23 protein-coding genes and 1 pseudogene are annotated in these 22,398 nt (G+C 64.8%); 14 read left to right on the top strand and 10 right to left on the bottom strand.

Features of this window, described 5'->3' with window-relative positions:
- The gene (locus QHG62_RS21005) at positions 1-984 is read right to left on the bottom strand and encodes a Bug family tripartite tricarboxylate transporter substrate binding protein (RefSeq protein ID WP_432445549.1); all 984 of its coding nucleotides are present in this window, start codon (positions 982-984) and stop codon (positions 1-3) included.
- A gap of 72 nt (positions 985-1,056) precedes the next feature.
- Positions 1,057-2,010 (bottom strand): 2-hydroxyacid dehydrogenase, encoded by a 954-nt coding sequence (locus tag QHG62_RS21000; RefSeq protein WP_281147599.1) that lies wholly within the window; start codon positions 2,008-2,010, stop codon positions 1,057-1,059.
- 122 nt (positions 2,011-2,132) lie between these two features.
- On the opposite strand from QHG62_RS21000, the gene QHG62_RS20995 reads away from it, so the two are divergent.
- The 3 genes from QHG62_RS20995 to QHG62_RS20985 all read left to right on the top strand — a co-directional run bounded on the left by QHG62_RS20995 (position 2,133) and on the right by QHG62_RS20985 (position 4,773).
- Positions 2,133-3,290 (top strand): citrate synthase family protein, encoded by a 1,158-nt coding sequence (locus QHG62_RS20995; protein WP_281147598.1) that lies wholly within the window; start codon positions 2,133-2,135, stop codon positions 3,288-3,290.
- 117 nt (positions 3,291-3,407) lie between these two features.
- Positions 3,408-4,010, top strand: coding sequence for a hypothetical protein (locus QHG62_RS20990; RefSeq protein ID WP_281147597.1), 603 nt, complete (start codon positions 3,408-3,410; stop codon positions 4,008-4,010).
- A 226-nt stretch (positions 4,011-4,236) separates the two neighbouring features.
- A complete protein-coding gene (locus tag QHG62_RS20985) occupies positions 4,237-4,773 on the top strand; it encodes a serine hydrolase (RefSeq protein ID WP_281151739.1) in 537 nt (178 codons plus the stop codon).
- 49 nt (positions 4,774-4,822) lie between these two features.
- Here the strand turns inward: QHG62_RS20985 and QHG62_RS20980 are convergent, their stop codons facing one another.
- Positions 4,823-5,749: a LysR family transcriptional regulator gene (locus QHG62_RS20980; protein ID WP_281147596.1), complete on the bottom strand. Its 927-nt coding sequence runs from the start codon at positions 5,747-5,749 to the stop codon at positions 4,823-4,825.
- A 72-nt stretch (positions 5,750-5,821) separates the two neighbouring features.
- On the opposite strand from QHG62_RS20980, the gene QHG62_RS20975 reads away from it, so the two are divergent.
- From QHG62_RS20975 to QHG62_RS20960, 4 genes are read left to right on the top strand one after another with little or no spacing between them, the layout of a single operon-like run.
- Positions 5,822-6,499, top strand: coding sequence for an HAD family hydrolase (locus tag QHG62_RS20975; protein WP_281147595.1), 678 nt, complete (start codon positions 5,822-5,824; stop codon positions 6,497-6,499).
- 27 nt (positions 6,500-6,526) lie between these two features.
- On the top strand, positions 6,527-7,513 hold the full coding sequence (locus QHG62_RS20970) for a tripartite tricarboxylate transporter substrate-binding protein (protein WP_281147594.1): 987 nt from the start codon (positions 6,527-6,529) through the stop codon (positions 7,511-7,513).
- 13 nt (positions 7,514-7,526) lie between these two features.
- The gene (locus tag QHG62_RS20965) at positions 7,527-8,675 is read left to right on the top strand and encodes a DSD1 family PLP-dependent enzyme (protein WP_281147593.1); all 1,149 of its coding nucleotides are present in this window, start codon (positions 7,527-7,529) and stop codon (positions 8,673-8,675) included.
- Positions 8,665-9,081: a RidA family protein gene (locus QHG62_RS20960; protein ID WP_281147592.1), complete on the top strand. Its 417-nt coding sequence runs from the start codon at positions 8,665-8,667 to the stop codon at positions 9,079-9,081. Before QHG62_RS20965 ends, QHG62_RS20960 begins: the two co-directional genes overlap by 11 nt.
- Before the next feature lie 110 nt (positions 9,082-9,191).
- Here the strand turns inward: QHG62_RS20960 and QHG62_RS20955 are convergent, their stop codons facing one another.
- Positions 9,192-9,692: a GFA family protein gene (locus QHG62_RS20955; RefSeq protein WP_281147591.1), complete on the bottom strand. Its 501-nt coding sequence runs from the start codon at positions 9,690-9,692 to the stop codon at positions 9,192-9,194.
- Positions 9,693-10,219: 527 nt separating this feature from the next.
- Between QHG62_RS20955 and QHG62_RS20950 the strand changes: the two genes are divergently transcribed.
- Positions 10,220-10,777: a hypothetical protein gene (locus QHG62_RS20950; protein ID WP_281147590.1), complete on the top strand. Its 558-nt coding sequence runs from the start codon at positions 10,220-10,222 to the stop codon at positions 10,775-10,777.
- 13 nt (positions 10,778-10,790) lie between these two features.
- Here the strand turns inward: QHG62_RS20950 and QHG62_RS20945 are convergent, their stop codons facing one another.
- Complete coding sequence (locus tag QHG62_RS20945; protein ID WP_281147589.1) at positions 10,791-11,063, bottom strand: hypothetical protein; 273 nt, start codon at positions 11,061-11,063, stop codon at positions 10,791-10,793.
- A gap of 179 nt (positions 11,064-11,242) precedes the next feature.
- On the opposite strand from QHG62_RS20945, the gene QHG62_RS20940 reads away from it, so the two are divergent.
- On the top strand, positions 11,243-11,611 hold the full coding sequence (locus QHG62_RS20940; RefSeq protein WP_281147588.1) for a hypothetical protein: 369 nt from the start codon (positions 11,243-11,245) through the stop codon (positions 11,609-11,611).
- Positions 11,612-11,941: 330 nt separating this feature from the next.
- On the top strand, positions 11,942-13,942 hold the full coding sequence (locus QHG62_RS20935) for a sensor histidine kinase (RefSeq protein WP_281147587.1): 2,001 nt from the start codon (positions 11,942-11,944) through the stop codon (positions 13,940-13,942).
- Between the two features lie 10 nt (positions 13,943-13,952).
- Here the strand turns inward: QHG62_RS20935 and QHG62_RS20930 are convergent, their stop codons facing one another.
- On the bottom strand, positions 13,953-14,978 hold the full coding sequence (locus QHG62_RS20930) for a phosphotransferase enzyme family protein (RefSeq protein WP_281147586.1): 1,026 nt from the start codon (positions 14,976-14,978) through the stop codon (positions 13,953-13,955).
- A 91-nt stretch (positions 14,979-15,069) separates the two neighbouring features.
- Between QHG62_RS20930 and QHG62_RS20925 the strand changes: the two genes are divergently transcribed.
- Positions 15,070-15,939, top strand: coding sequence for an AraC family transcriptional regulator (locus QHG62_RS20925; RefSeq protein ID WP_281147585.1), 870 nt, complete (start codon positions 15,070-15,072; stop codon positions 15,937-15,939).
- A 47-nt stretch (positions 15,940-15,986) separates the two neighbouring features.
- Positions 15,987-16,394 carry a DUF2000 family protein gene (locus QHG62_RS20920; protein ID WP_281151737.1) on the top strand — a complete coding sequence of 136 codons (408 nt, stop codon included), beginning with the start codon at positions 15,987-15,989 and terminating at the stop codon, positions 16,392-16,394.
- 32 nt (positions 16,395-16,426) lie between these two features.
- On the opposite strand, the gene QHG62_RS20915 is transcribed toward QHG62_RS20920, so the two are convergent.
- From QHG62_RS20915 to QHG62_RS20900, 4 genes and pseudogenes are all read right to left on the bottom strand, one after another.
- Positions 16,427-16,570, bottom strand: a complete 144-nt coding sequence (locus QHG62_RS20915; protein ID WP_348638671.1) for a DUF2474 domain-containing protein — start codon at positions 16,568-16,570, stop codon at positions 16,427-16,429.
- A pseudogene (cydB, locus tag QHG62_RS20910) lies at positions 16,557-17,631 on the bottom strand (cytochrome d ubiquinol oxidase subunit II). Before cydB ends, QHG62_RS20915 begins: the two are co-directional and overlap by 14 nt.
- Positions 17,621-19,114, bottom strand: a complete 1,494-nt coding sequence (locus tag QHG62_RS20905; RefSeq protein ID WP_432445548.1) for a cytochrome ubiquinol oxidase subunit I — start codon at positions 19,112-19,114, stop codon at positions 17,621-17,623. The pseudogene cydB and the gene QHG62_RS20905 overlap by 11 nt, the downstream one beginning before the upstream one ends.
- Before the next feature lie 161 nt (positions 19,115-19,275).
- Positions 19,276-20,235, bottom strand: a complete 960-nt coding sequence (locus QHG62_RS20900; protein ID WP_281147583.1) for a helix-hairpin-helix domain-containing protein — start codon at positions 20,233-20,235, stop codon at positions 19,276-19,278.
- A gap of 322 nt (positions 20,236-20,557) precedes the next feature.
- On the opposite strand from QHG62_RS20900, the gene QHG62_RS20895 reads away from it, so the two are divergent.
- Complete coding sequence (locus tag QHG62_RS20895) at positions 20,558-21,634, top strand: competence protein ComEC (protein WP_281147582.1); 1,077 nt, start codon at positions 20,558-20,560, stop codon at positions 21,632-21,634.
- On the top strand, positions 21,634-22,290 hold the full coding sequence (locus tag QHG62_RS20890; RefSeq protein WP_281147581.1) for a hypothetical protein: 657 nt from the start codon (positions 21,634-21,636) through the stop codon (positions 22,288-22,290). Before QHG62_RS20895 ends, QHG62_RS20890 begins: the two co-directional genes overlap by 1 nt.
- Positions 22,291-22,398 lie beyond the last annotated feature (108 nt).

Raw genomic sequence — 22,398 nt, 5'->3', positions numbered from 1 at the left:
TCACTCGATGGTGATCTTGCGGCTGCGGATGATCTGGGCGTAGCGGCTTCTGTCGTCGCCGATGAGCCTGGCGAACTCCTGCGGCGTGGTGGCACGCGGCACGCCGCCCAGGCCGATGAAACGTGCCTTGACCGATTCGTCCGCGAGCACGGCGCGCACATCGGCCGCAACGCGGTCGACCACGTCCTGTGGCGTGCCCGCTGGGGCCAGCAGCCCGATCCAGGAGATCGCGTTGAAGCCCGGCGCTGCGCCTTCGGCCAGTGTGGGAACGTCGGGGAACGCGGGCACGCGCTTGTCGCCGGTCACGGCCAGTGCACGCAGCTTGCCCGCCTTGATGTGGCCGGAGGCCTCCAGCACGGTCATGAACGACAGCTGCACATGGCCTGCGAGCAGGTCGGCAATGGCCGGGCCGCCGCCGCGGTAGGGCACATGCAGGATGAAGGAGCCCGTCTGGTCCTTGAACATCTCGGCGGCCAGGTGCGGTGCGCCCCCGGCGCCCGAGCTGCTGTAGCTCATCTGGCCCGGTTTCGACTTGGCCAGCGCCACGAACTCGGCCGCGGTCTTCGCAGGCACCGACGGATGCACCATCATCGCGAGCGGCAGCTCGGCCACCAGGGACACCGGCGCAAAGGCCTTGTCGGCGTCGTAGGGCAGCTTGGCATACAGCAGAGGATTGATCGCCTGCGTGCCGATGTTGCCCAGGAGCAGCGTGTAGCCGTCCGGCTTGGCCTTGGCGACGTAGTCGGCGCCGATCTGCCCGGCGGCGCCGCCCCTGTTCTCGACAATGACGGGCTGGTTCCAGCGCCGGCCCAACTGCTCGGCGATGACTCGGCCGCCGGTGTCCGTGCCGCCGCCCGGCGGGAACGGAACCACGAGCGTCACGGGGCGGGAAGGGAAGGTCTGCGCAAAGCCGGGCAGGTGCATCGCGCAGAGCGCGAGGGCGAAGGGGAGGGCGAGGGGGATCGCAAGGCGTCGAGTGAACAAGGGTGTGTCTCCTTCATTTGTTTTGAATGCGGTCGCTTTGCCGCGAGTGCAAGTGCTCAGGTGCTCAGGCGCTCAGGTGGTCAGGCTCATGGCCGGGCGCTCGCCCGAGAGGGCCTGGGCGATGCTCGCCAGCACCATCTCGCCCATGGCGGTGCGGGTCTCCCACGTGGCGCTTGCGCGGTGCGCCTGCAGCGTGGTGCGGCCGGACTGGCGCAGCGCCTGCGGCACGCGTGGTTCGTCGACGAAGACGTCAAGGCCCGCACCCGCGATGCGGCCCTCGGCCAGGGCCTGCGTCAGGTCGGCTTCGTTGACGAGGCGGCCGCGAGCCACATTCACCAGGAAGCCGCGCGGCCCCAGCGCCTCGAGCACGGCCGCATCGACAATGCCTTCGGCACTGTCCGCAGCCGCGCACAGCACCAGCGCGTCGGATTCGCGGGCCAGGTCCAACAGGTCCGGCACAAAACGGTGCACGACATCGTCCATTGCGCGCAGGTCGGTGTAGGCAATGGCGCAACCGAAGGCAGCCGCCCGTACGGCCACGGCGCGGCCCACGCGGCCCATCCCGACGATGCCGACGCGCATGCCGCTGAAGCGCCGCGCGAGCGGAATGGCGCTGGGCTGGGGATGAAGCTCCCACAGGCCGTCGCGCACAAAACGGTCGCCCGCGCACAGGTTCCGGCACGCCGCAATGAGCAGCCCGATGGCCAGGTCGGCCACGTCTTGCGTGAGCGCGCCCAGCGTGGCCGTGACGGGCAGCGCGCGTTCGCGGCAGTACGCCAGGTCGACCGCGTCGGTGCCGACGCCGTTGATGGCCACCACCTTCAGGCTTGGCAGCTGCTCCAGCAGGGCCCGCGAGATGCCTGTGTGCCCGCCGGTGATCACCGCATCGATCGATGCGCCATGTTGACGCAGCCAGCCCTGGGGGTCTGGCAGTTCGAAGTGCTTGTGCACGGCATAGAGCGACGCGAGCTTGTCGTTGATCGCGGGAATGAGGATCGGATTGAGCTGGAGGACTTGGGGTTTCATTTCGCTGTTCGTTTCACGTCGGCCGGAAGGGCCAGGCGTCGGACGCATGCTATTAATGGATTGACATATGAGTCAATATTGATACATATAATCAATATAAATTGACTCGGAGCGGCACCGCGATGGCTTCCTGGATTTCGATGAACGAGGCGTGCAACCGCCTGGGCGTGCAGGCCCAGACGCTCTACGCGTACGTGAGCCGCGGCAAGCTGGAAGTCATGCCCGACCCCGCCGATACGCGGCGCCGGCTCTACCGCGCCGAAGACGTGGCTGCGTTGGCCAAGCGCAAGCAGGCCGGGCGCAAGCACGAGACGCTGGCCGCCAACACGCTGTTCGGCTCGGAGCCGAGCATTCCGACGGCGCTTTGTTCGTTCTCCCGCGGGCGGCCGTACTACAGGGGGCGCGATGCCGTGGCGCTGGCCCGCACGGCCACGCTCGAAGATGCGGCCCAGCTGTTGTGGGACGCCGGGCGCGCGGTCGATTTCTCGTGCCCGGCGCCGGTGCGCGCCGGAAAGCCGGGCCGCGACGCAGCCTTTACGGCGCTGGCAGGCCTGGCGGCCGCAGGCCATTCCACCGGGGGGCGCCTCACGCGGGTGCTGCATGCCGAGGCGCAAGGCCTCGTGGGCCGGCTGGCCCATGCGTTCGGCGCCACTTCAGGCGCCGAACCGCTGCATCTGCGCTTTGCGAAAGGCTGGAAGCAGCCGGCCAAGGTGGCCGAATTGCTGAGAACCGCGCTGGTGCTGCTCGCCGACCACGAGCTCACCAGCTCGGCGTTTGCCGCGCGCATTGCCGCTTCGACCGGCGCATCATTGCCCGCATGCCTGCTGGCGGGATTGACCACGCTCTCCGGCCCCTTGCATGGCGATGCCTCGGGGCGCGTGCGGGCGCTGTTCAGCGAGGTGGAGCGGCTGGGGGAAGACCATGTGCTGGCGCACTACCTGGCGAACGGCCTGTCCCCCGCCGGGTTCGGCCACCATCTCTATCCCGACGGCGATCCGCGCGCGGCCGCGTTGCTGGCCCTGTTCGATCCGCCGAAGGTCATCGCGCGCTTTATCGACAAGGTGACCAAGCTGACCGGGCTGCAGCCCAACATCGACGTGGCGCTGGCCGCGCTTGCGGCGCACCATCGGCTGCCGGCCGATGCGGCCTTCGGCCTGTTCGCAACGGCGCGCAGCGTGGGGCTGCTGGCGCACAGCCTCGAGCAGCTGGGCGTGGCGCAAGTCATTCGCCCGCGTGGGCGCTATGTAGGGCCTATGCCCGAACCGTATGAGTGTGCCTAGTGGAGCAGCCGGAGACAGACTGCGTCGAACAAGGGCCCCAAGCGCCAAGGCCGTGACCGGCTACAGTCGGCCAGGATCGGTCGTTTGCGGCGCATGCCAATCTAGAAGCCTTCGAGAATGCCTCCATCAACTGAAGCCCTGCAACGGCTGAGCGACTTCGTCTCTGGAAAAACCCCGGTGCCTGAGTTCGAGCAACAGCTCTACAACGATCCGGACATTGAAACGTTGCTCTCGGAGGAGAGCGCTCCCCGATTTTGCCAAACGGGGATTACGCTATTCCACTACCTGATTGGACTGAACCTCAGCGACCCAGGCGACGTGCTCAGCGCAAAGGACGTATTGGTCTCGTTGCTTCAGAAGCACGGAGTGAAGGCGGCGATTCCCGCGGCCGCAACCGCGGAATATGCGCTGCTGCTCGATGCCCAGCCGCGCTGGCTCGACGCGGACGTCAAGTTCATTGCCTCGTTGCTCGATGCCGCGCCGTGCCTGCCTCCCAAACAGAGAAAGGCATGGCTGCGTCAGAGAATCCTGGAGCTGTTCAAGTACGCCAAGCAGCCCCCGCGCTGGTTGCAGTCTCCAGCGTGGCCCATCGGAGATGCTGGCCCTTTGGTCTTCCTGGGGCAGATTCCTGTCGCCGACTACTTTCATGACGAGGCGGCGGTGTATGTCTTCCATGACCCGGCGAAGGACGCCTTCACGACATTCGTTCAGCACTGCTGAGCTCGCGGCATGAGGACGACGATCACCAGGACGCCTCCTCACGGCCAGGAGCGGCAGTTCGTCCAATCCTTCGGCAAGAAACCCGCAAGGCGGGCCTGCTCCGGGCCGGCATGGCTACTGTGCCGCGCATGTGTCGTCACGCTGCTTCTGCCCTTCGGGTGCGCTTGCGCAACGCCTGCAGCGCCAGTGGTCTTCCCGGGAGCCTCCTGGTCGGTAGCGCCCGAGCCTGACGGGGCGAGACATCTATCAGGCTTTCGCGGACGAGCTCGCCGCGCCGCTGCAGCTGGAAGATTTTGAGCTGGCCCGCCACGCACGCAGCGGCGATGCGCAGCGCTCGCAGCACTTGGCTTACCCCTTCTATCTGTCCACGCGTGACATGGCACGCCTGGGTTACTTGATGCTGCGTCATGGCGATTGGCGCGGCCAGCAACTCGTGCCGGCCGGCTGGGTCGAACAAATGACGCACCAGACCACGCCCGCTGCACAGATGCATCCGCCGCACACGGCAAGGCGCGGCTTCGGATATGGGTATCTGTGGTGGCTGCTTGAAGAGCCAGAAGGCTCGCCGCTGAACGGTGCGTACATGGCTTGGGGCATACGTGGCCAGTACATCCTCGTGGTGCCAAAGCGAGAGATGGTGATCGCGCACAAGCGCCAAGTGCCGGTCGCGGGCAACTGGAACGCCAGTTGGGTCGGCCCGGTGGCATTCCTGCGCGCAGCGCGGATGTTGGCCGCAGCGCCCTGTCGGATGGGGGAGCGGTAATCTTGCTGTGCCTGGACAAATGCCTGGTCTTCGCTCACTGCCCGCCGATTCACGGCTGCGACCCGGCGCCCCGCCCGTCCGATCGACCCGCCGCCTCCACCAGGAAACTGACCAGCGCCTGCACCCGCGCGCTGCGGCCCTTGCGCGTGGGCACGAGCACCACCACCGGCGCGGCGCCAAATTCCCAGTCGGCCATCACGCGCTCGAGCCGGCCGGCGGCCAGCGCTTCGGCGGCGTCCCATTGGGAACGAAGCACGATACCCAGGCCATCCTCGGCCCACTGGCGCGCCACGCTGCCGTCGTTGCTGACGAACGCCGGGTTGATGCGCAGCGTCTCGCTCTTGCGGGCGCCGCTGCCCGCGGGCCGCATGTGCCACAGCGTCACGTCCTCGTCGTTCTCGCGGATGCAGATGCAGGCGTGGTAGGCCAGGTCCGCCGGGTTGCGGGGCGTGCCGTGCTCGCGCAGGTAGCCGGGGCTCGCGCACAGCCAGCGTTCGTTGGAAGCGAGCGTATGGGCCACCCAGGACGAGTCGCGCACCGTGCCCACGTGCACCACCGCGTCGGAATCGTGCTTGTCGGGCCACGGAGTTTCGCGCAGGTCCAGTTGCAGCCGCAGGGCCGGATGCAGGCGGGAGAAACGGGACAGCCACGGCGCGACATGCGTGCGGCCATAGCCGAAGGAGGCGGCCACCCGCAGCGTTCCGCTCAGGCGCCGGTCGTCGCGCTGCAGGGATTCGCGCAGGCCGTCGAACTTCAGCAGGAGTTCATAGGCCTCGCGCCCGAACCGTTCGCCTTCCGAGGTCAGGTGCAGCTTGCGCGACGTGCGGTTGGCCAGCACCAGGCCCAGCGAGGCCTCGAGCTTGCGCAAGCGCATCGACAGCGCGGGCGGCGTGACACCGAGCGAGCGCGCAGCCGCACTGAGCGAGCTCTCGCGCAGCAGCGCGGCAGCCAAGCGAAGGTCTTCGATCTGCATCATTCAGCAAAGCTTAACTATTGATGACGAAAGAGTGAAGCACGAAAGCGCCTTGGCACACCTACAGTGAGCGCCATGCAAAACACTTCGACTCCCATTGCCGCCGACGCCGGGCGCTATCCCCGGGCCGTGCTGTTCGACCTGCTTACTGCGCTGCTCGACTCGTGGACCGTCTGGAACGCGGCTGCGGGCTCCGAGCAGATGGGCCGTGCCTGGCGCGCCGAATACCTGCGGTTGACCTATGGCTGCGGCGCCTACGTGCCCTACGAAGACCTGGTGCGGCAGGCCGCCGCCACCGTGGGGTTGCCCGCGAGCGCCCCGCAGTCGCTGGACGACCATTGGGACGAGCTGCCCGCATGGAGCGGCGCCACCGAGCTGCTGCGGGCGCTGCAGCCTCACTGCAAGCTGGCCGTGGTGACCAACTGCTCGCGGCGCCTGGGCCAGCGTGCCGCCGAGCGCCTGGGAATCGACTGGGACGTGGTCGTGACCTCCGAGGAGGCGGGCTTCTACAAGCCCGATCCGAGGCCCTACCGGCTCGCCCTGGAGCGCCTGGACGTGCAGCCGGCCGAGGCAGCCTTCGTTGCCGGTTCAGGCTACGACATGTTCGGCACCGCCAGCGTGGGCCTGCGGACGTACTGGCACAACCGCGTCGGCCTCGCCCGGCCCGAAGGCGCGCCGCCGGCGGAGGTCGAGTCGCCCACGCTCAATGACGCGCTGCCATGGCTGCGCGGCTTCCGACCGGCCGCTTCCTGATTCAACCCACCACTCCAGGACCTGCCCATGATCCGCTCCCTTCGCCTGGCCGGCAGCCTTGCTTCCCTTTGTGCCGGCTTGCTGGCCGTGTCCGGCGCCTTCGCAGAGGCGTATCCGAACCGCCCGGTCACCCTGATCGTTCCCTTCCCGGCCGGCGGCCCCAGCGATGCACTGGCCCGCGCTGTCGCACAGAAGATGGCCGCTCCGCTGGGCCAGCCTATCGTCATCGAGAACCTCGGTGGCGCGAACGGCGTCATCGGCCTGACCAAGGCGACCAAGGCCGCCGCCGATGGCTACACCATCTCGTTCGGAGGCATCGGCACGCACGTGGCCAACCTTGCGCTGTACAAAAAGCTGGCTTATGACCCCGTCGCCGATTTCGCGCCCATCGGGCCCGCGGGCGCGGCACCGATGCTGCTGCTGGCCCGCGCCGACCTGCCGGCGAACGATCTGCGCGAGTTCAGCGCCTGGCTGGCGAAGCACAAGGACAAGGCCTCCTACGGAAGCGCGGGCGTGGGATCCATTTCGCACTATGGCTGCGTGCTGTTGCTGTCTTCCCTCGGCCAGAACGCCACGCACGTGCCCTACAAGGGAGTTGCGCCGGCAATCAACGACCTGATGGGCGGGCAGACCGACTTCATGTGCGACCAGACCACCACTGCGCTGCCGCAGATCGCCGGTGAGCGCATCAAGGCCGTCGCCGTGCTGTCGGGCACGCGCCTCGCGCAGCTGCCGCGTGCAGCCACCGCGGCGGAAGCTGGCCATGCCCTGGACGTGCGTTCCTGGAATGCCTTCTTCGCCCCGCGCGGCACCCCGCAGCCCGTGCTTGCCAAGCTGACCGGCGCGCTGCAGCAGGCAGTGGCCGATCCGGCGCTTCGCAAGCAGATGGAAGGGCTGGGTGTCGACTTGCCCGCACCCGCCGATGCAACGCCCGCGGCCGTCACCGCGCTCATCGCGCGCGGCATCCGCGACGACGTGCCGGCCCTCAAGGCCAAGGGCCAATACCTGGACTGATCCGAGAGAACACATGCAGAAACCCCCCCCAAATCATCTTGCCGAGATCGACACCCCCGCAGCGATCGTGTCGCTTCAGCGCATGCAGCGGAACATCGCGCGCATGCAGCAGCAGGCCAATGCGTTGGGCGTGCGCTTCCGCCCGCACGTGAAGACCAGCAAATGCGCCGATGTGGTCGCGGCCCAACTTGCCGCAGGTGCGGCGGGCATCACGGTATCGACGCTGAAGGAGGCCGACCAGTTCTTCGCCCGCGGCGTGACCGACATCCTCTATGCCGTCGGCATGGCGCCGCACCGGCTGGCGCATGCGCTGGAGCTGCGCCAGCGCGGCTGCGCGCTGCAGATCCTGACCGACAGCGTCGAGGGTGCGCGGGCCATCGCCGAATACGGCCGTGCGCACGGCCACGTCTTCGAGGTGCTCATCGAGATCGACACCGACGGCCACCGCTCCGGCATCAAGCCGGGCGAGGACCTGCTGCTCGAGGTTGGCCGCGCGCTGCACGGGGGCGGCATGCGCCTGGCCGGCGTGCTCACGCATGCGGGCTCCAGCTACGAACTGCACACGCCCGAAGCCCTGGCCGCCTTGGCCGAGCAGGAACGCGCCGGCTGCGTACAGGCTGCGCAGCGCCTGCGCGCCGCGGGCCTGCCGTGCCCCATCGTGTCGGTAGGCTCCACGCCCACGGCGCTGGAAGCCGCCTCGCTAGAGGGCGTGACCGAACTGCGCGCCGGGGTCTATGTCTTCTTCGACCTGGTGATGCGCAACGTGGGCGTCTGCAGCGTTGACGACATCGCGCTGAGCGTGCTCACCACCGTCATCGGGCACCAGGCCGACAAGGGCTGGGCCATCGTCGATGCCGGCTGGATGGCCATGAGCCGCGACCGGGGCACGGGCAAGCAGCAGCGCGACTACGGCTATGGCCAGGTTTGCACCGTGGACGGGACGCCGATCGAGGGCTACCTGCTGTCGGCCGCCAACCAGGAGCACGGCATTCTGTCGCGCGAAGGCGCCGCGGACCCGGACATCGTGGCGCGCTTCCCGGCCGGAACCCGGTTGCGGATACTGCCCAACCATGCCTGCGCGACCGGTGCGCAGTTTCCCGCCTACCAGGCGCTGGCCGCGGACGGCACGGTGCAAACCTGGGAGCGCTTCCATGGCTGGTGAGAACGCCGCTGAACCACGCAATAGGTCGGGCCCGGTCCATGTCGCAACGCCCGCCCTGGCCAGGCCGGGCGGCCACTACAGCCATGCCGCCGTGGGCGGCGGCCTGGTCTTCATCGCCGGGCAACTGCCGATCACCCCACAGGGCGAGCGCCTGGCCGATGCGGCGTTCGAAGTCCAGGCGGCGCAGGCGCTGGCGAACGTGCAGGCCGCCTTGCTGGCCGCGGGCTCAGGCATCGACAAGCTGCTGCAGGTGAGGGTCTACCTCGACGACATCGCCAACTGGCCGGCGTTCGACAGCATCTATGCGCAGTGGGCCGGACCATCGCGCCCGGCCAGGGCCATCGTGCCGACCGGGCCGCTGCACTTCGGGTTCAAGGTCGAGGTGGAGGCGATGGCGCTTGCGTGATCGGGCGATTGACCGCTCAGGGGTGTCGCGACCGCTGCTTCGGGCTTCAAAGCTACAAGGCGCGACCGGCAACGGTCGGCCAAGAGCGGTCCTCTGGCGCCGGCGGAGGTTCATCTCAGCGCCGCCTGGTAGGCCTCGATCTGCGGCATGAGCTGCAGGCGTCGGGCCAATGCTTCGGCGGACCAAACTGCTTCGCGCTCGTAGAACTCGGCGAAGGCTGGCACGTTTGACGGAATGATGACCCAGGGCTGCTTCGTGCCGGTGAATATATGAACATCTGGCGCCATCAAATCGGGATTGTCGAGCGTTCCAACGCGAACAAACTTCGTTACCGGACCGGAACCTGCGTAGTGGCTCCAGATCGCAACACGGCACTTTGGGCACCGGGCGATCTGCTGTCCAGAACCGCTTGCGGAGGGTGTGTTCACCACGTCGGCGTCCCCTGCAAGGTTCACGACCTCGTCGGCCTCATACATTGCGTTGAGTGCGAAAGCGGCACCAGACTCGCGTTGGCACCAACGGCAGTGACAGCAATGCACGATCATCGGTGCTTTAGCCAGGCGATAGCGGATGTAAGCGCAACCGCATCCGCCCTCGATGGGATATGTCATGGAAGCCATGATATGGCTGGATTGGAGCAAACGGAAAGACTGCTCAGGGTCCGAAGCGCCGAGGCGACGACCGGCTGCAGTCGGCCACAAGCGGTCACCCGCATCTGCCTTCCAACGACGGCCTTTGACGTGGTCACGCGCCTTTCGCCCCTTCTTTGAGGTTCATGCAAATGTTGGAGTCTCTTGTATTGGGAAGGCCTGCCTCGGCGCTCTTCAAATCTTTGATGGGAGCCGATGACTCGCTCGACGCTCGGGCGCTAGACAACATACTCGGCCTTGAGTACCCCAACATTAGTCCAGGCGCCTTTATTGCCATACGCCGGTGGTTGAATCTGGGAGGTGGGTTTGAGGTTTCGGACGAGGACTTAGATGCCCTGATTGCGCACTATCTGAAAGAAGCCGGATACATCGACTAGTTCGACGTTCGGTTCCTCGAGGGCGGCGGTGCAGATGTGGGAGGATGCGGCCAACAGCAGTCATTTGGTGCTACCCAGATCCATTTGCAAAAGACACGTGAGTTCAGATTCATGGCCGCGTACTCCAGCCTCTATTTCACTGATTCGCCCTTACCGCCAGCGACTGGCGCCTTGCCCGATTTCAACGAGCCGTACCTTCAATCAAGATATCACCTGCCCCTCTTTTGGCTTGCTATGTATGAACAAAGGGATCTGGCGGTTCTCACCGCAGACGAGAACGGAGAGGCCTGGCCCTATCTGGTCAAGCGACGGCTCGACGCGATAGAAATGCTTGCTTCTCGTGAAAGCTGGCTTGTCTCCCACTTCCCTACGCTGGATCGCGCATGGCTGAACGCATTTCAGTCCATGCTCAGTCAAAATTCTTCTGACTACGTTCACTTCGATACTTCAGATATCGGAGGAATGGTGGGCTCAGCTGAAGACTGGCTACCAGAACTTTCGGCCCATCTGAAGATCTTCGACGTGCCTCAAGATCAAGAAGACCAGAACGAATCGTGGAGGATATTTCGACAAATAGAAGGATCATTTTCTGGGGCCAGCGCGCGTGAGTCTTGGGCCTTTTGCGGAACCAGTGATGATGGCAACATGGACTGGGAACGCTATCCCTAAAATCGACATGCAACTAAGAGCTAAACCCTTCGGCGAACGCCAGCCAGTCCATTGGGGGTCTGACATCGCCAGCTTGAACTTCAACGACGCCGGCCTGTTCATTCGGCTCAGTTGCGATTTGGTCGGTGACACCGTGCAAGGGCTCGATGTCGTCTTCCGTCACGCGTCGGGATTTCGGCTTCTCGACGAACTCGAGCTCGCTCGATACTGGACTTCGGTGCACTTCCCGCGCGGTTTTCACGTCCTCGAGGTGGAAGAAGGTGGATGGCTGGACGAGGAGTCTCAATTGCAAGGGTACGCGAAACCGCGCAGAGAATGGCTTATCGTCACTGGGAATGCATGCATCAGCGTCTTTTGTTCCGAGGACCCAGCAGTCGAGGACGCTTCATGGAGACGAGGTACTGACGCATCGTTTGAAGGTGCGTCCACGCAGGGCGCAAGCTAATTTTTGATTCAGGATTTGTCATGCCAGAACTCGTGTGGGAGCCAGTCGACTTCCTTGAACTTCTGGGAGTAGCTCCAGACGAAGAGGAGTACGGAGTCTCCTTTCACTATGTTGTTCATCGTCGCGAACTACGCCTAGAACTAACGGTGTGGCCGATGAGCGGCGACGTCGCGGTCGGCGTCTATTGTTCTACGCAATCCCAACCGGTTGTCACCCTGAGCCTGCTGGACTGTCCCGGTGCTAGGGTCATCAACGACAAGCGTGGGAGGTTTATTGAGTTCGCAGCTGCAAACCTGTTTACAGGCCGCTTTGACAATACCGCGCCAGCGCCGTACGGATTTAGGGTGCAGGTCGACCCGTTTGTTCAGGTCTCTCCGTACTCCTACTGAAACGGCTGAGCAGTTCCACATCTCATGTTGGTGACCGTCCGGTTTGGAGCAAGCCCAACGTCTCAAGTGGGCCCATACCTGCCGTACGCGCCGCTCGAAAACCGCCCATCGAAGTCAACGGGCTCCTGCCCGATACCCGGACGTCAGCGCGGGAGTTGAGTGCGAAGCACCTTCAACGCTTCCCAGCCCGAATCGGCCCAAGAAGAGTGGAAGGTGTTGCGTAACCTACCTGATCGTGCATCGAGACATCAACGGTAAGAACCCGCCGCTGCTATCCATGCCCTGGCGCCCCAAAACACAATGCCGCGGCCGGCCGCATAGACTCGGCCGATGCAGCGCGACTCCACCCCCAACCGCAAGAACCGTCAGCAGATGGTTTGGTTGGCCGCCGCGCTGTGGCTTGCCTTGCCGCTGGCTACCACGCCATGTGCAAACGCCATGCAGCCCGCAGTTGCGAACGCAGCAGCACCCCAGCCCGATGGCGCCGTCCACATTACCCGGGCCGAGTTGCTGTCCATCCCTGGGACCGGCTATTCACCCCCGCCGCGACGCATCGAGGACGCAGGGCTCCCGGCTGACGGATGGCAGGAGGTCAGCCTGCCGCATACGGCCGAGCGCGAACTGGTTCCCACGTCGTCGGGCGGTTTGAACACCATCACCGATTGGTATCGCATCGACCTGGCCGGCCTGGCGCCATCGGCGGCGCAGCCGCTCCTTTTGTACCTTCCGCGTTGGAAGACCTTGGGCCGCATTGCCGTGTACGGAGACGGCGTGCTGCTCTACCAATCGCAAGGCAGCGCCGTGCACAACGGCTACAACCGCCCCCTGCTTGTGCCGCTGAATGCGGCAGCCAACACGCCTTCGCCCGCGCTGGTGCTGATTCGCGTCGATCGCCTGCGAAGCAGCGGCAGCGGCTTCTCGACTGTATGGGTGGGCGGCCAGGATTCGCTGGGCTGGCGCTACCAGGTTCGCCAATTGCTGCAAGTGCAGCTGCCGTTCATGGGCAGCGCCGCATTCCTTGCAGTCGGCGCATTCGCGTTTGCGGTGTGGCTGGGCAGGAGGCGCGAATTGCTCTACCTGCTGTTCTTTGCCATCTCGGCACTGGCCTACCTGCGCACGCTTCACTATTTTGTGAGCGGCGACTATCTGCCGATTTCGGACGAATGGTTCGAATGGATCACCGTCGTCTCGCTGCTCTGGCTGATCATTCTCATCCACTTGTTCTTGCAGCGCCTGCATCGGCAGCCCTCGGCCTGGCTGACCCGTTTGTCGGTGGCCCTGGCGCTGGCCTGCAGCGTCGCGACGCTGCCGCATGCGTCTGCGGCAGTGCCAAGCCTCTATCTGTTCACGCCCCTGCTCAACCTGGCGGTGCTGCCGGTTGCGGTTTTGATCTTTGCCGTGAACCTGCGCAAGGCATTGCGCGCCAAGTTGCCCGAGGGGCGCCTGGTGGCCGGCTGGGCGGTGGCAGCCGTCGCATTCACCTCGTATGACGGGCTGCTGCAAAACAACCTGGTGAGCCCGGAGAGCGTGTACACCTCTCCCTACGCCATCATCAGCCTGTTCTTCATCTTCTCGTACATCATGTTCCACCGGTACACAGGCGCGTTCGCCGAAGTGGCCCGGTTGAACAAGGGCCTGGCGCAACGGCTGCACGCGCGCGAAACCGAGCTGGAGCAAAGCTATCAGCGGCTGCGCGTGATCGAGAACGAGGCGATGCTCGGTGCCGAGCGCCGGCGCCTCATGCAGGACATGCACGATGGGCTGGGGTCGTCGTTGATCAGTGCCATCCGCTCGGTCGAGCAAGGCGCCATGACCGGCAGCGAGATCTCCGGCGTGCTCAAGGGCTGCATGGACGACCTGAAGCTGGCCATCGATTCGATGGAAAGCGTCGATACGGACCTGCTGCTGTTGCTGGCGACCTTGCGTTTTCGTCTGGCACCACGCATCGAGAGTGCCGGCCTTGCGCTGCGCTGGGAGGTGCAGTCAGTGCCTGCGCTGTCCTGGCTCAACCCCGGCAGCGCACTGCACATCTTGCGCATCATGCAGGAGTGCGTGGCCAATGTGCTGCGCCACACCCGGGCCACCACCATCCGCTTCAGCACGGCGACGGACGGCCAGGGCGTGTGGGTGATGATCGAAGACAACGGAGAAGGGTTTGCCGTGGAGGAGGCCTTGGATCGAAGAGGCCGGGGACTGCGCAACCAGCAGCGGCGTGCAATGGCCATCGGCGGCACTGTCAACTGGGAATCCGGCAGCGCCGGAACCCGCTTCACGCTCTGGCTCCCGCTCGAGCAGGCAGCCGGCGACGGAAAGAGCTTGAGCGCTTCCTGAGCCCGCGCTTTCAGGCGCGCAGGTCGAGCCTTTTCCAGGCCTCGAACACTTCCAGCTGCTTTCGCAGCCAGTCCAAAGGCACCGAATTCGTTCCCCAGTGATGCAGCCGCCCGGCCGCCTCGCCAAGGTTCCACAGGTGCCTGAGTTGGACGAAAAGCGGCAGCGCTGCCGCATCGCGCTCGCTCACTTCGCCGCCGCCGGCGCGGTAGCCGTGCAGGTAGTGCGTCCAGCGCTCGCGCAACGCATCGTCGGGCTCCTTCAAATTCTTGCGGAACATGTACGACCAGGGCAGCACGCTCAGGTCGTACGCCAGGAAGCCCGGGCCCGCATCGTCGAAATCGAAGAACACCGCTCTCCGGGCGCCGGACTCGTCCGTGTTCACATGGTTGTTGAAGCCGTGCGTATCGCCGTGGCAGACGACCCGCGTCAGCCCTTGTTCGGCCGCGGCGAGTTCGTCGACAAGCTCGTGCACCAGGCGGCGGTACGTGTCGAACAACGCCGCGTCCACCTCAGGGTGCGATTCCAGGTAGCCCAGGGTTCTGCCGGCAAGATGGTGGCCATCGAGCGTGTAGCGGCTTGGCGGGCCTGCGTAGTCGCGTGCGGCCTCGTGGATGTTCGCCAACGTGCGGCCGGTCAGTTCGTATTCGTCCAGCGTGTCGGGCGTCGTGCCCTCTGCGTGGTGAAACAGGGCCAATGCACGCAGCCCTTCAGGAAATTGCAGCTGGATGTGCGCGCGTCCGTCTGCCGCCACCACCGGCGCGGCCACCCCCACGCCCTTGGCTGCCAGGTGCGCCAGCAGCGCGACTTCGAAATCGACGTTGAAGCCGCCCCGCGGGCGAATCGAGTACAGGCGAGCCACATACCGGGTTCCGTCGGCCGAACGCAGTGCGTAGTTGTCGTTCAGGCCGCGGCGGATCAGGTGGCACTGCTGTACCTCGAAGCCATGGTGCCGTGCCACCCAGCGCGCAACGGAATGCGTGGCGGCCGTCGTGTGGGTGGAGACGAGATCGGGGTCGTTGTTCTTGCTGTCGGTCATGGCGGATCGTTCATCCAGGGGGAGCCTCGCCGATGCAGCCGCGCTCGTTTTTTGATGGGGCAGAATTTACCTTGCATTCCCGCTTGCCAGAATGAACAACCACCGCTCCAACCATGTAAGCCTCGTGCGCGACAGCCAGAGCGGCGTCGAGGCGGTGCGGGCGCGTTTCGTCGGCCATGCGTACGACCCTCATCGCCACGACGAATGGCTCGTGGGCGTTACCGACAGCGGTTTTCAGGACTTCTTTTGCCGAGGCGCGCGGCGCATGAGCACCGCCGGTCGCATCATCCTGATCGAGCCGGGCGAGCTTCATGACGGACGCTCCGGCGGTGAAAGCGGGTTCAGTTACTCGATGCTCTACCTGCCCGCGGAATGGCTCCAGGCGGGCCTTGGCGGGGTTCGAGACGACGGCATCGGCTTTCGGGCGACGTTGAATGACGATCCGCGGCTTGGTGCAGCGATCCGCCGTGCGTGCGACTTGCTTGGCCGCCCGCGCGAACGGCTTGCGCGCGACGCGGCGCTCGACGACGTGGTATCGGCACTTTGCCCGCATCTGGGACGGCCCGTTGGAGAAGCTGAGCCGGAGGCCGCCCCCGCGAACCTCGTTGCGCACCGCGCGCGAGACCTCTTGCATTCGGCCATGGCAGAAGACCCGGGCGCCGATGCGCTGGCGCGCTCGGCCGGCGCATCCGATCGCTTCACGCTTGCACGCGCATTTCGCGCCGCGTACGGAACCTCGCCCCATGCCTACCTGGTGCAGCTTCGCCTTACCGAAGCTCGGCGGCGCCTTCGGGGCGGGCAAGCGCCCGCACTGGTTGCCGCCGATTGCGGCTTTGCAGACCAGAGCCATTTCGGCCGCTGGTTTCGCCGCGCCTACGGCCTTACGCCGGCCGCGTACCGCGCCTGTTGCACAAGCGCTCGCACAAACCTTCGCACGAACGTTCCAGACGAGGCGACCTGATCTTGCGACAGTCCTGGCGACCGAAGCAAAACAAGGACTGGCAGATGGTGTTCGATACGAAGGTCGCGATTCTCGTGCTGGAGGATCTTGCGGTATGGCAAAAACTGAACGTGACGGCGTTTGTGGCGACCGGCATTGCCACCGGCGCGCCCGATGCCATTGGAGAGCCGTATGTCGATGCCGCCGGCCGGTCTCATGCGCGGCTGCTTGCACAACCGATCCTCATCTTTGCGGCCTCTGCCGAAACATTGCTTCGCGCCTACGAGCAATCCGTCAAGAGAGGCCTTGCGCGCGCGCCCTACGTCAGCGCCATGTTCGAGACGGGACACGACGCGGCGAATCGTGCGGCCTTTCTGGCCGAGCCCGCCGACGCTCCCAACCTGGTGGGCCTGGCCCTGAGGGGGCCGAAAAAAGATGTCGATAAAGCGCTCAAGGGCGCGGTGCTGCACGCGTAGCCACCGCTGAGGGCCGTCGAGAGGCTGGGGGCTCAGCGGCTGAGGCCAACCGCGTTCATGAAGAAGCGGAGCACAAGGGCGAGCAGGTAGAGCGAAACGACGCTCGCCAGCCAGATGCCCCCGAGCCAAGCCAGGCGGCGCAACCACTTGGGCTTGCGGTCTTCAGTGGTACCCATCCCCATGCCTCACCTTCCCCCTGAACACCCAGTAGCTCCATGCCGTGTACATCAGGATGACCGGAATGATCAGCAGCGCCCCCACCAGCGCAAAGCCCAGGCTCTGCGGCGGCCCTGCCGCCTGCCAGATGCTGATGTCCGGCGGAATCACGTTCGGCCACAGGCTGATCCCCAGCCCCGTGTAGCCCAGGAACAAGAGCCCCAGCGTGAGCACGAACGGCGAGGCATGTCCCTGGCCGCCCAGCTCCCGCAGCAGCCGCCACGTGACCAGCGCCACCAGCGTGGGCACCGGCGCAAACCACAGCACATTCGGCAGACTGAACCAGCGCCTGGCAATCGCCTCGTGCGCGAGCGGCGTCCAGATGCTGATGGCGATGATCACCACTGAACCAGCGCCTGGCAATCGCCTCGTGCGCGAGCGGCGTCCAGATGCTGATGGCGATGATCACCGCCAGCATCAGCCAGGCCAGCGGCCGCGCCAGGCTGCGCATGCGCATCTGCAGGCGGCCATCGGTCTTCATCACCAGCCACGTGGCCCCCAGCAGCGCATAGGCCGCCACCAGCGCCGCGCCGGTAAAAAGCGAGAACGCAGAGATCCAGTCGAACGCCCCGCCGGCGTAGTTGCCGCCTTCCACCGGCAGGCCGTTCAGGAACGCCCCCAGCGTCACCCCCTGGAAGAAGGCCGCCGTGACCGAGCCGCCGATGAAGGCATGGTCCCACCAGCGGCGCTTGCCCGCGCGCGCCTTGAAGCGGAACTCGAACGCCACCCCGCGGAACACCAGCCCCACCAGCATCAGGATGAGCGGCAGGTAGAACGCGCTGAGGATCACCGCATACGCCAGCGGAAACGCCGCCAGCAGCCCCGCGCCGCCCAGCACCAGCCAGGTCTCGTTGCCGTCCCACACCGGTGCCACCGTGTTCATCAGCACGTCGCGGTCTTCCTTGGCCGGCACGAACGGAAACAGGATGCCGATGCCCAGGTCGAAGCCGTCCATCACCACGTACATCATGATGCCGAACAGGATGATCACGGCCCAGATCAGGGGAAGATCAATGCCCATCGCGCTCGCCCTCCTTGCTCGCTGAATCGGCCCTGCTGTCGGTCTCCGCCTGGTCGTCTTCGGGCGCGGCCGAGAGCGGGCGCATCGGCGTTCGCGTCTCGCCCGGCCCGCCCCAGGCGGGACGTTCGGCCTCGTCGCCCGCCGGCCCCTTGACAATGAGCCGCAGCCCGTAGGCCGTGCCCGCGCCGAACACCACCAGGTACACCGCCACGAACAGCGCCAGCGTGAAGCCCACCTGCGCCGCCGAATGCTGCGGCGACACCGCATCGGCCGTGCGCATGAGGCCGTAGACGATCCACGGCTGGCGGCCGATCTCGGTGGTGTACCAGCCGGCCAGGATGGCCACCAGCCCGGCCGGAGACATCGCCACCGCAAGGCGCAGGAAGTTCTTGCTGGCATAGAGCCGCTGCCCGCGCCGCAGCCACAGCCCCCACAAGGCCAGCGCGATCATCAGCACGCCCAGGCCGACCATGGCGCGGAAGGTCCAGAACACGATGGCCGAGTTGGGCCGGTCTTCGGGCGCGAAGTCCTTCAGCGCCGGGATCTGCCCATCCCAGCTGTGGGCCAGCAGCAGGCTGCCGGCGCGGGGGATCTCCAGCGCGTAGCGGGTGACTTCGGCCTGCATGTCGGGCCACCCGAAAAGAATGAGCGGCACGCCTTCGCCCTCGGGCGTGCGCTCCCAGTGGCCTTCGATGGCCGCGAGCTTGGCCGGCTGGTGTTCGAGCGTGTTCAGCCCGTGCTGGTCGCCGATGACCGCCTGCAGCGGCGCGGCCGCCAGCAGCATCCACAGGGCCATCGAGAGCATGGTGCGCACGCGCGTGTTGTCGTGGCCGCGCAGCAGGTGCCAGGCGCCCGCGCCGCCCACCATCAGCGCGGTGGCCAGGTAGGCGGCCGTCACGGTGTGGGCGAGCCGGTAGGGGAACGAGGGGTTGAAGATCACCCGGAGCCAGTCGACGGGCACCACGCGCCCGTCGATGATCTCGTGGCCCTGGGGCGTTTGCATCCAGCTGTTGGAGGCCAGGATCCAGGTGGCGGAGATCAGGGTGCCGACGGCCACGGCCAGGGTGGAGACGAAGTGCAGCGCGGGGCCCACGCGTTCGCGCCCGAAGAGCATCACGCCGAGGAACCCGGCTTCCAGGAAGAAGGCGGTCAGCACCTCGTAGGCCAGCAGCGGGCCGGTCACGCCGCCGGCAAAGCGCGAGAAGTTGCTCCAGTTGGTGCCGAACTGGTAGGCCATGACCAGGCCGGAGACCACGCCCATGCCGAAGGCCACGGCAAACACCTTGATCCAGAACTGGTACAGGTCCAGGTACACCTTGCGCCCGGTGCGCAGCCACAGGCCCTCCAGCACGGCCAGGTAGCTCGCCAGGCCGATGGTGAGTGCCGGAAACAGGATGTGGAACGAGATCGTGAAGCCGAACTGGATTCGGGCGAGCAGGAGGGCGCGAATGCCTCGCTGGGTCTGAGCAGTCTTGTTGGTCACTATAGCGCTGGCCGCTTGGCGCATTGCGCGAAGAAAGGAGGCTCAGGAGATCGGCCGCCCTCAGGGCGCAGAGTGCCCCGCCGCAAGGGCCCGGGCGGCGAAAAGCCCGTATTGTGCTGGCTGGCTCTTTCCTCCCGACGCTTGTGCACGTGCTTGTGCTTCTAAGCGTTCTCTAGCAACAGTGCCGTGAGCTTCTCGGCCGTTCGATCACCGATTCCACTGATGTCCGCAAGTTCGTTGCGGGCGGCCGCAGCACGCAATTCACCCAGCGTTGCCACGCCGCGCCTCTTCAGCGGCTTGAATGCGCTGCCTAACCAAGGCTGCAGGTCCACGAGAAGCGTCTCAGCGTCCTTCGGAAATGGAATGTCATCGCGATCGATGAAGCCGATGCGCCAAAGCTCAGATACCGTGTGATTGTTTTGGAAGGTGCGGCCGGTTTCAACGAGCCTCTTGTAGATCTCCTGCCGCTCAGAGCGCCCGAAGCGCATCGCCAGGTCTCTCGCTGGCGTCGCACGCAGTTCGCCAACTGTCTTGTAGCCGGTGCGGTGCGCTCGCCCCAGCGTGGGACCGCGCAATCCGAGCAGGGAGACCGGGGCGCCGTCAGGCAGACCTCGCAAGGTCGCGGCGAGGATTTCGCCTGGAAGCGCCCGTAGCGCACTACTTTCGTCGAACGCGCGCCCGCGTGGGTCGGGATTCGGCAAGAAGTCCAGTCCGATGGCCTGCAACAGCTCCCTCAAGCGGCCAACCGTCTTTACGCCCAAGCCTTCGCCTCGAAGAAGCTCGTTCTCGCTCGTTGCCGAAAGGTCTTCGAGGCAGAAGACGTTCTTCTGGTGCAGCACGAAGCGGACCCTCGGGCGCACGGGCAACTCGCTGATCGGCGTTTCCGGCCCGAGCGTCGCAGAAAGCGCGGAGAAAGGCTCGCGCGACCCAGTCGGCTTCCAGACGAACGTTTGGAACTCGAAAGCAGCATCCGCAGGGACCAATCCTTCGCGTAGTGCGGCCGCATGCTGCCGCTTGGCTTCGACAATTCCCCGGTGCAATGCTGCCAGGCAGGCCGGCAAATCGCCTTCAGGCACATTGGCAAGTTCAGCGATCGAGCGGATGGTGTGTGTCTTTTTCATCGATCCGAGGTTTTCAGTGATTGGATCACTGGTTGAGGTTGACCGCCTCCTCCGTGGGTCAGTAGCCACAGGGGAAGCTTTAAAACACTCCCCTTTATCGAAGAGATCCCGAGTAACGCGCATTGAGGTACCAATCCTCGTGCAGCCAACTCTGCCAAAACGGAACACACGCCCTCTTCCTAAAAGCTATGCAACCGGATGTGAGTGCAATCACATTGGGACCAATCACATCATGTCGAAGCAGCGGATTTTGTGGCTCAATGATGTCGCGCTGCGGGGAGGTGCCCTCAGTCAACGAAAACTACAACGAGGAGACAGATACATGGCAGATTTTTTCGAGGTCGACTTTTTGGGAGTCGAAACGAAGTCCAGCGGTGACGCCATCGCTTTGCGCTATTCGATCGGCGGTGGGCCGCAGGCGATTCACGTCGTCGATGGCGGCTACATCGCGACTGGCGAGAAGATCGTCGAACACATCAGAAAGCACTATGGTTCGACAGTCATCGACAACGTCGTGTTGACTCACCCCGACCGAGATCATGCAAACGGCCTGCGTAAGGTTCTCGAGGACTGCACTGTTCGTAGGCTTTGGATGCATCGTCCGTGGAACTACGCCGAGCAACTCCTGCCCTCTTTCCCAACCTACTCCTCGGCAGACCGGTTGCGTTCGAAGCTTCGCTCGGTGTACGCGGCTCCTGTTGAGCTCGAGACGATCGCCCTGGAAAAGGGAATCTCGATCGCCGAACCGTTTCAAGGCCAGATGATTGGCCCATTTAACGTGATGGCACCGACTTTTGACCGCTGGCTCAAGTGCGTTGTCGATTCCAATAAGACACCCGAAACGGCGAACGAGTCCACGATGGACAGTGCTTTGGCAAACATGTGGAATGTCGTGAAGGCAGCGGCGGCGAAGCTTAAGGCTGCTGCATGGGGTGAAGAATACTTCCCTTCCGAGGGCACGAGCGCAGAGAACGAGATGAGCGTGGTGCAGTACGCGTTCCTGAACAACACGAAGGTGCTGCTCACCGGCGACACCGGCCGGGACGGTTTGCAAGAAGCCATCGACTATGCGCCTGCGGTCGGCCTGACGCTGCCGGGCATCACTCTCTTTCAGGTGCCACACCACGGAGGGCGACACAACGTTTCTACGGAAGTTCTCGACCAGTTGCACGGGCCACGACTCTCTGCACTCCCAGAGGAAACCGCGTGGACTGCCATTTGCAGTTCCGCAAAGGAAGATGCAGACCACCCTCGACTGTCCGTGAAGCGCGCAATGCTGCACCGCGGCGCTCATTTTGCGGCGACCGAGGGTCGCGATCTGTGCTTCGGGCGAGGAATTTCGCGCGAGGGCTGGTCGGCCGTTCCGCAGGAAACCTATCCGTACGAGCAGGAAGACTGATGGCCGAAGACAAAGGGAGCGGCAAATCCCTCAAACAAGCGAACTTTGTTTGGCTTTGCACCCTGGTCACGTTCGACGTTGTTGTGCTCGCCGTTGTCATCTTCCCTGACATCGTAAGGGACGCGACGGTAAGCAACATCGCGCTCGCGCGAAGCATCAGCAGCATCCTGCTGCCGGTTGTGCCGCTCTTGCTGACGAACACGATTTCTCAGCTCATGAAGGCGAGATTGGTGTACTGGAAATGGAGCGATCCCTTGCCAGGTTCAAGAGCATTCACCACGTTTGTCAAAAAGGACGAACGCATAGACGAAGCCAAGCTGTTGAAAAATGTGGGTGCCTTCCCGGCCGACCCGAAAGAGCAAAACAGCAAATGGTATGGCCTCTACCTGAAGGTCAAGCACGAGGTTTCCGTCGTGGATTCACATAAGGCGTTTCTGCTGTATCGCGACATGGCCTCGCTCTCGTTGATCCTTTTGGTGCTCGCAGCGTCTGTGTTGTGGTACTTGGATTTCCCGCGCAACGATATCCAGAAGGTCTGCGGTGTATTTCTCCTTCAGTACCTGCTGACCATGATGTCTGCCCGCTTGGCAGGCCATCGGATGGTGTGCACGGTTCTGGCCGTCCATTCAACGCGCAAGATCGCTAACCCGAAGTAGCTCGGGCCGGTGCGGGGCTGCTCCCCCATGCGAACGTAACACCAGCGTGCGCCGCCTCGGGATTGATTTCGTGGATTTTGTGGAATAACGTACGGGCCGGGCCGGCCC

The sequence above is a fragment of the Variovorax paradoxus genome (assembly GCF_029919115.1).
Lineage (GTDB): Bacteria > Pseudomonadota > Gammaproteobacteria > Burkholderiales > Burkholderiaceae_C > Variovorax > Variovorax paradoxus_O.
Note: the sequence above shows the minus strand (reverse complement) of the source record. Positions and strands in the feature narration are given on the sequence as shown.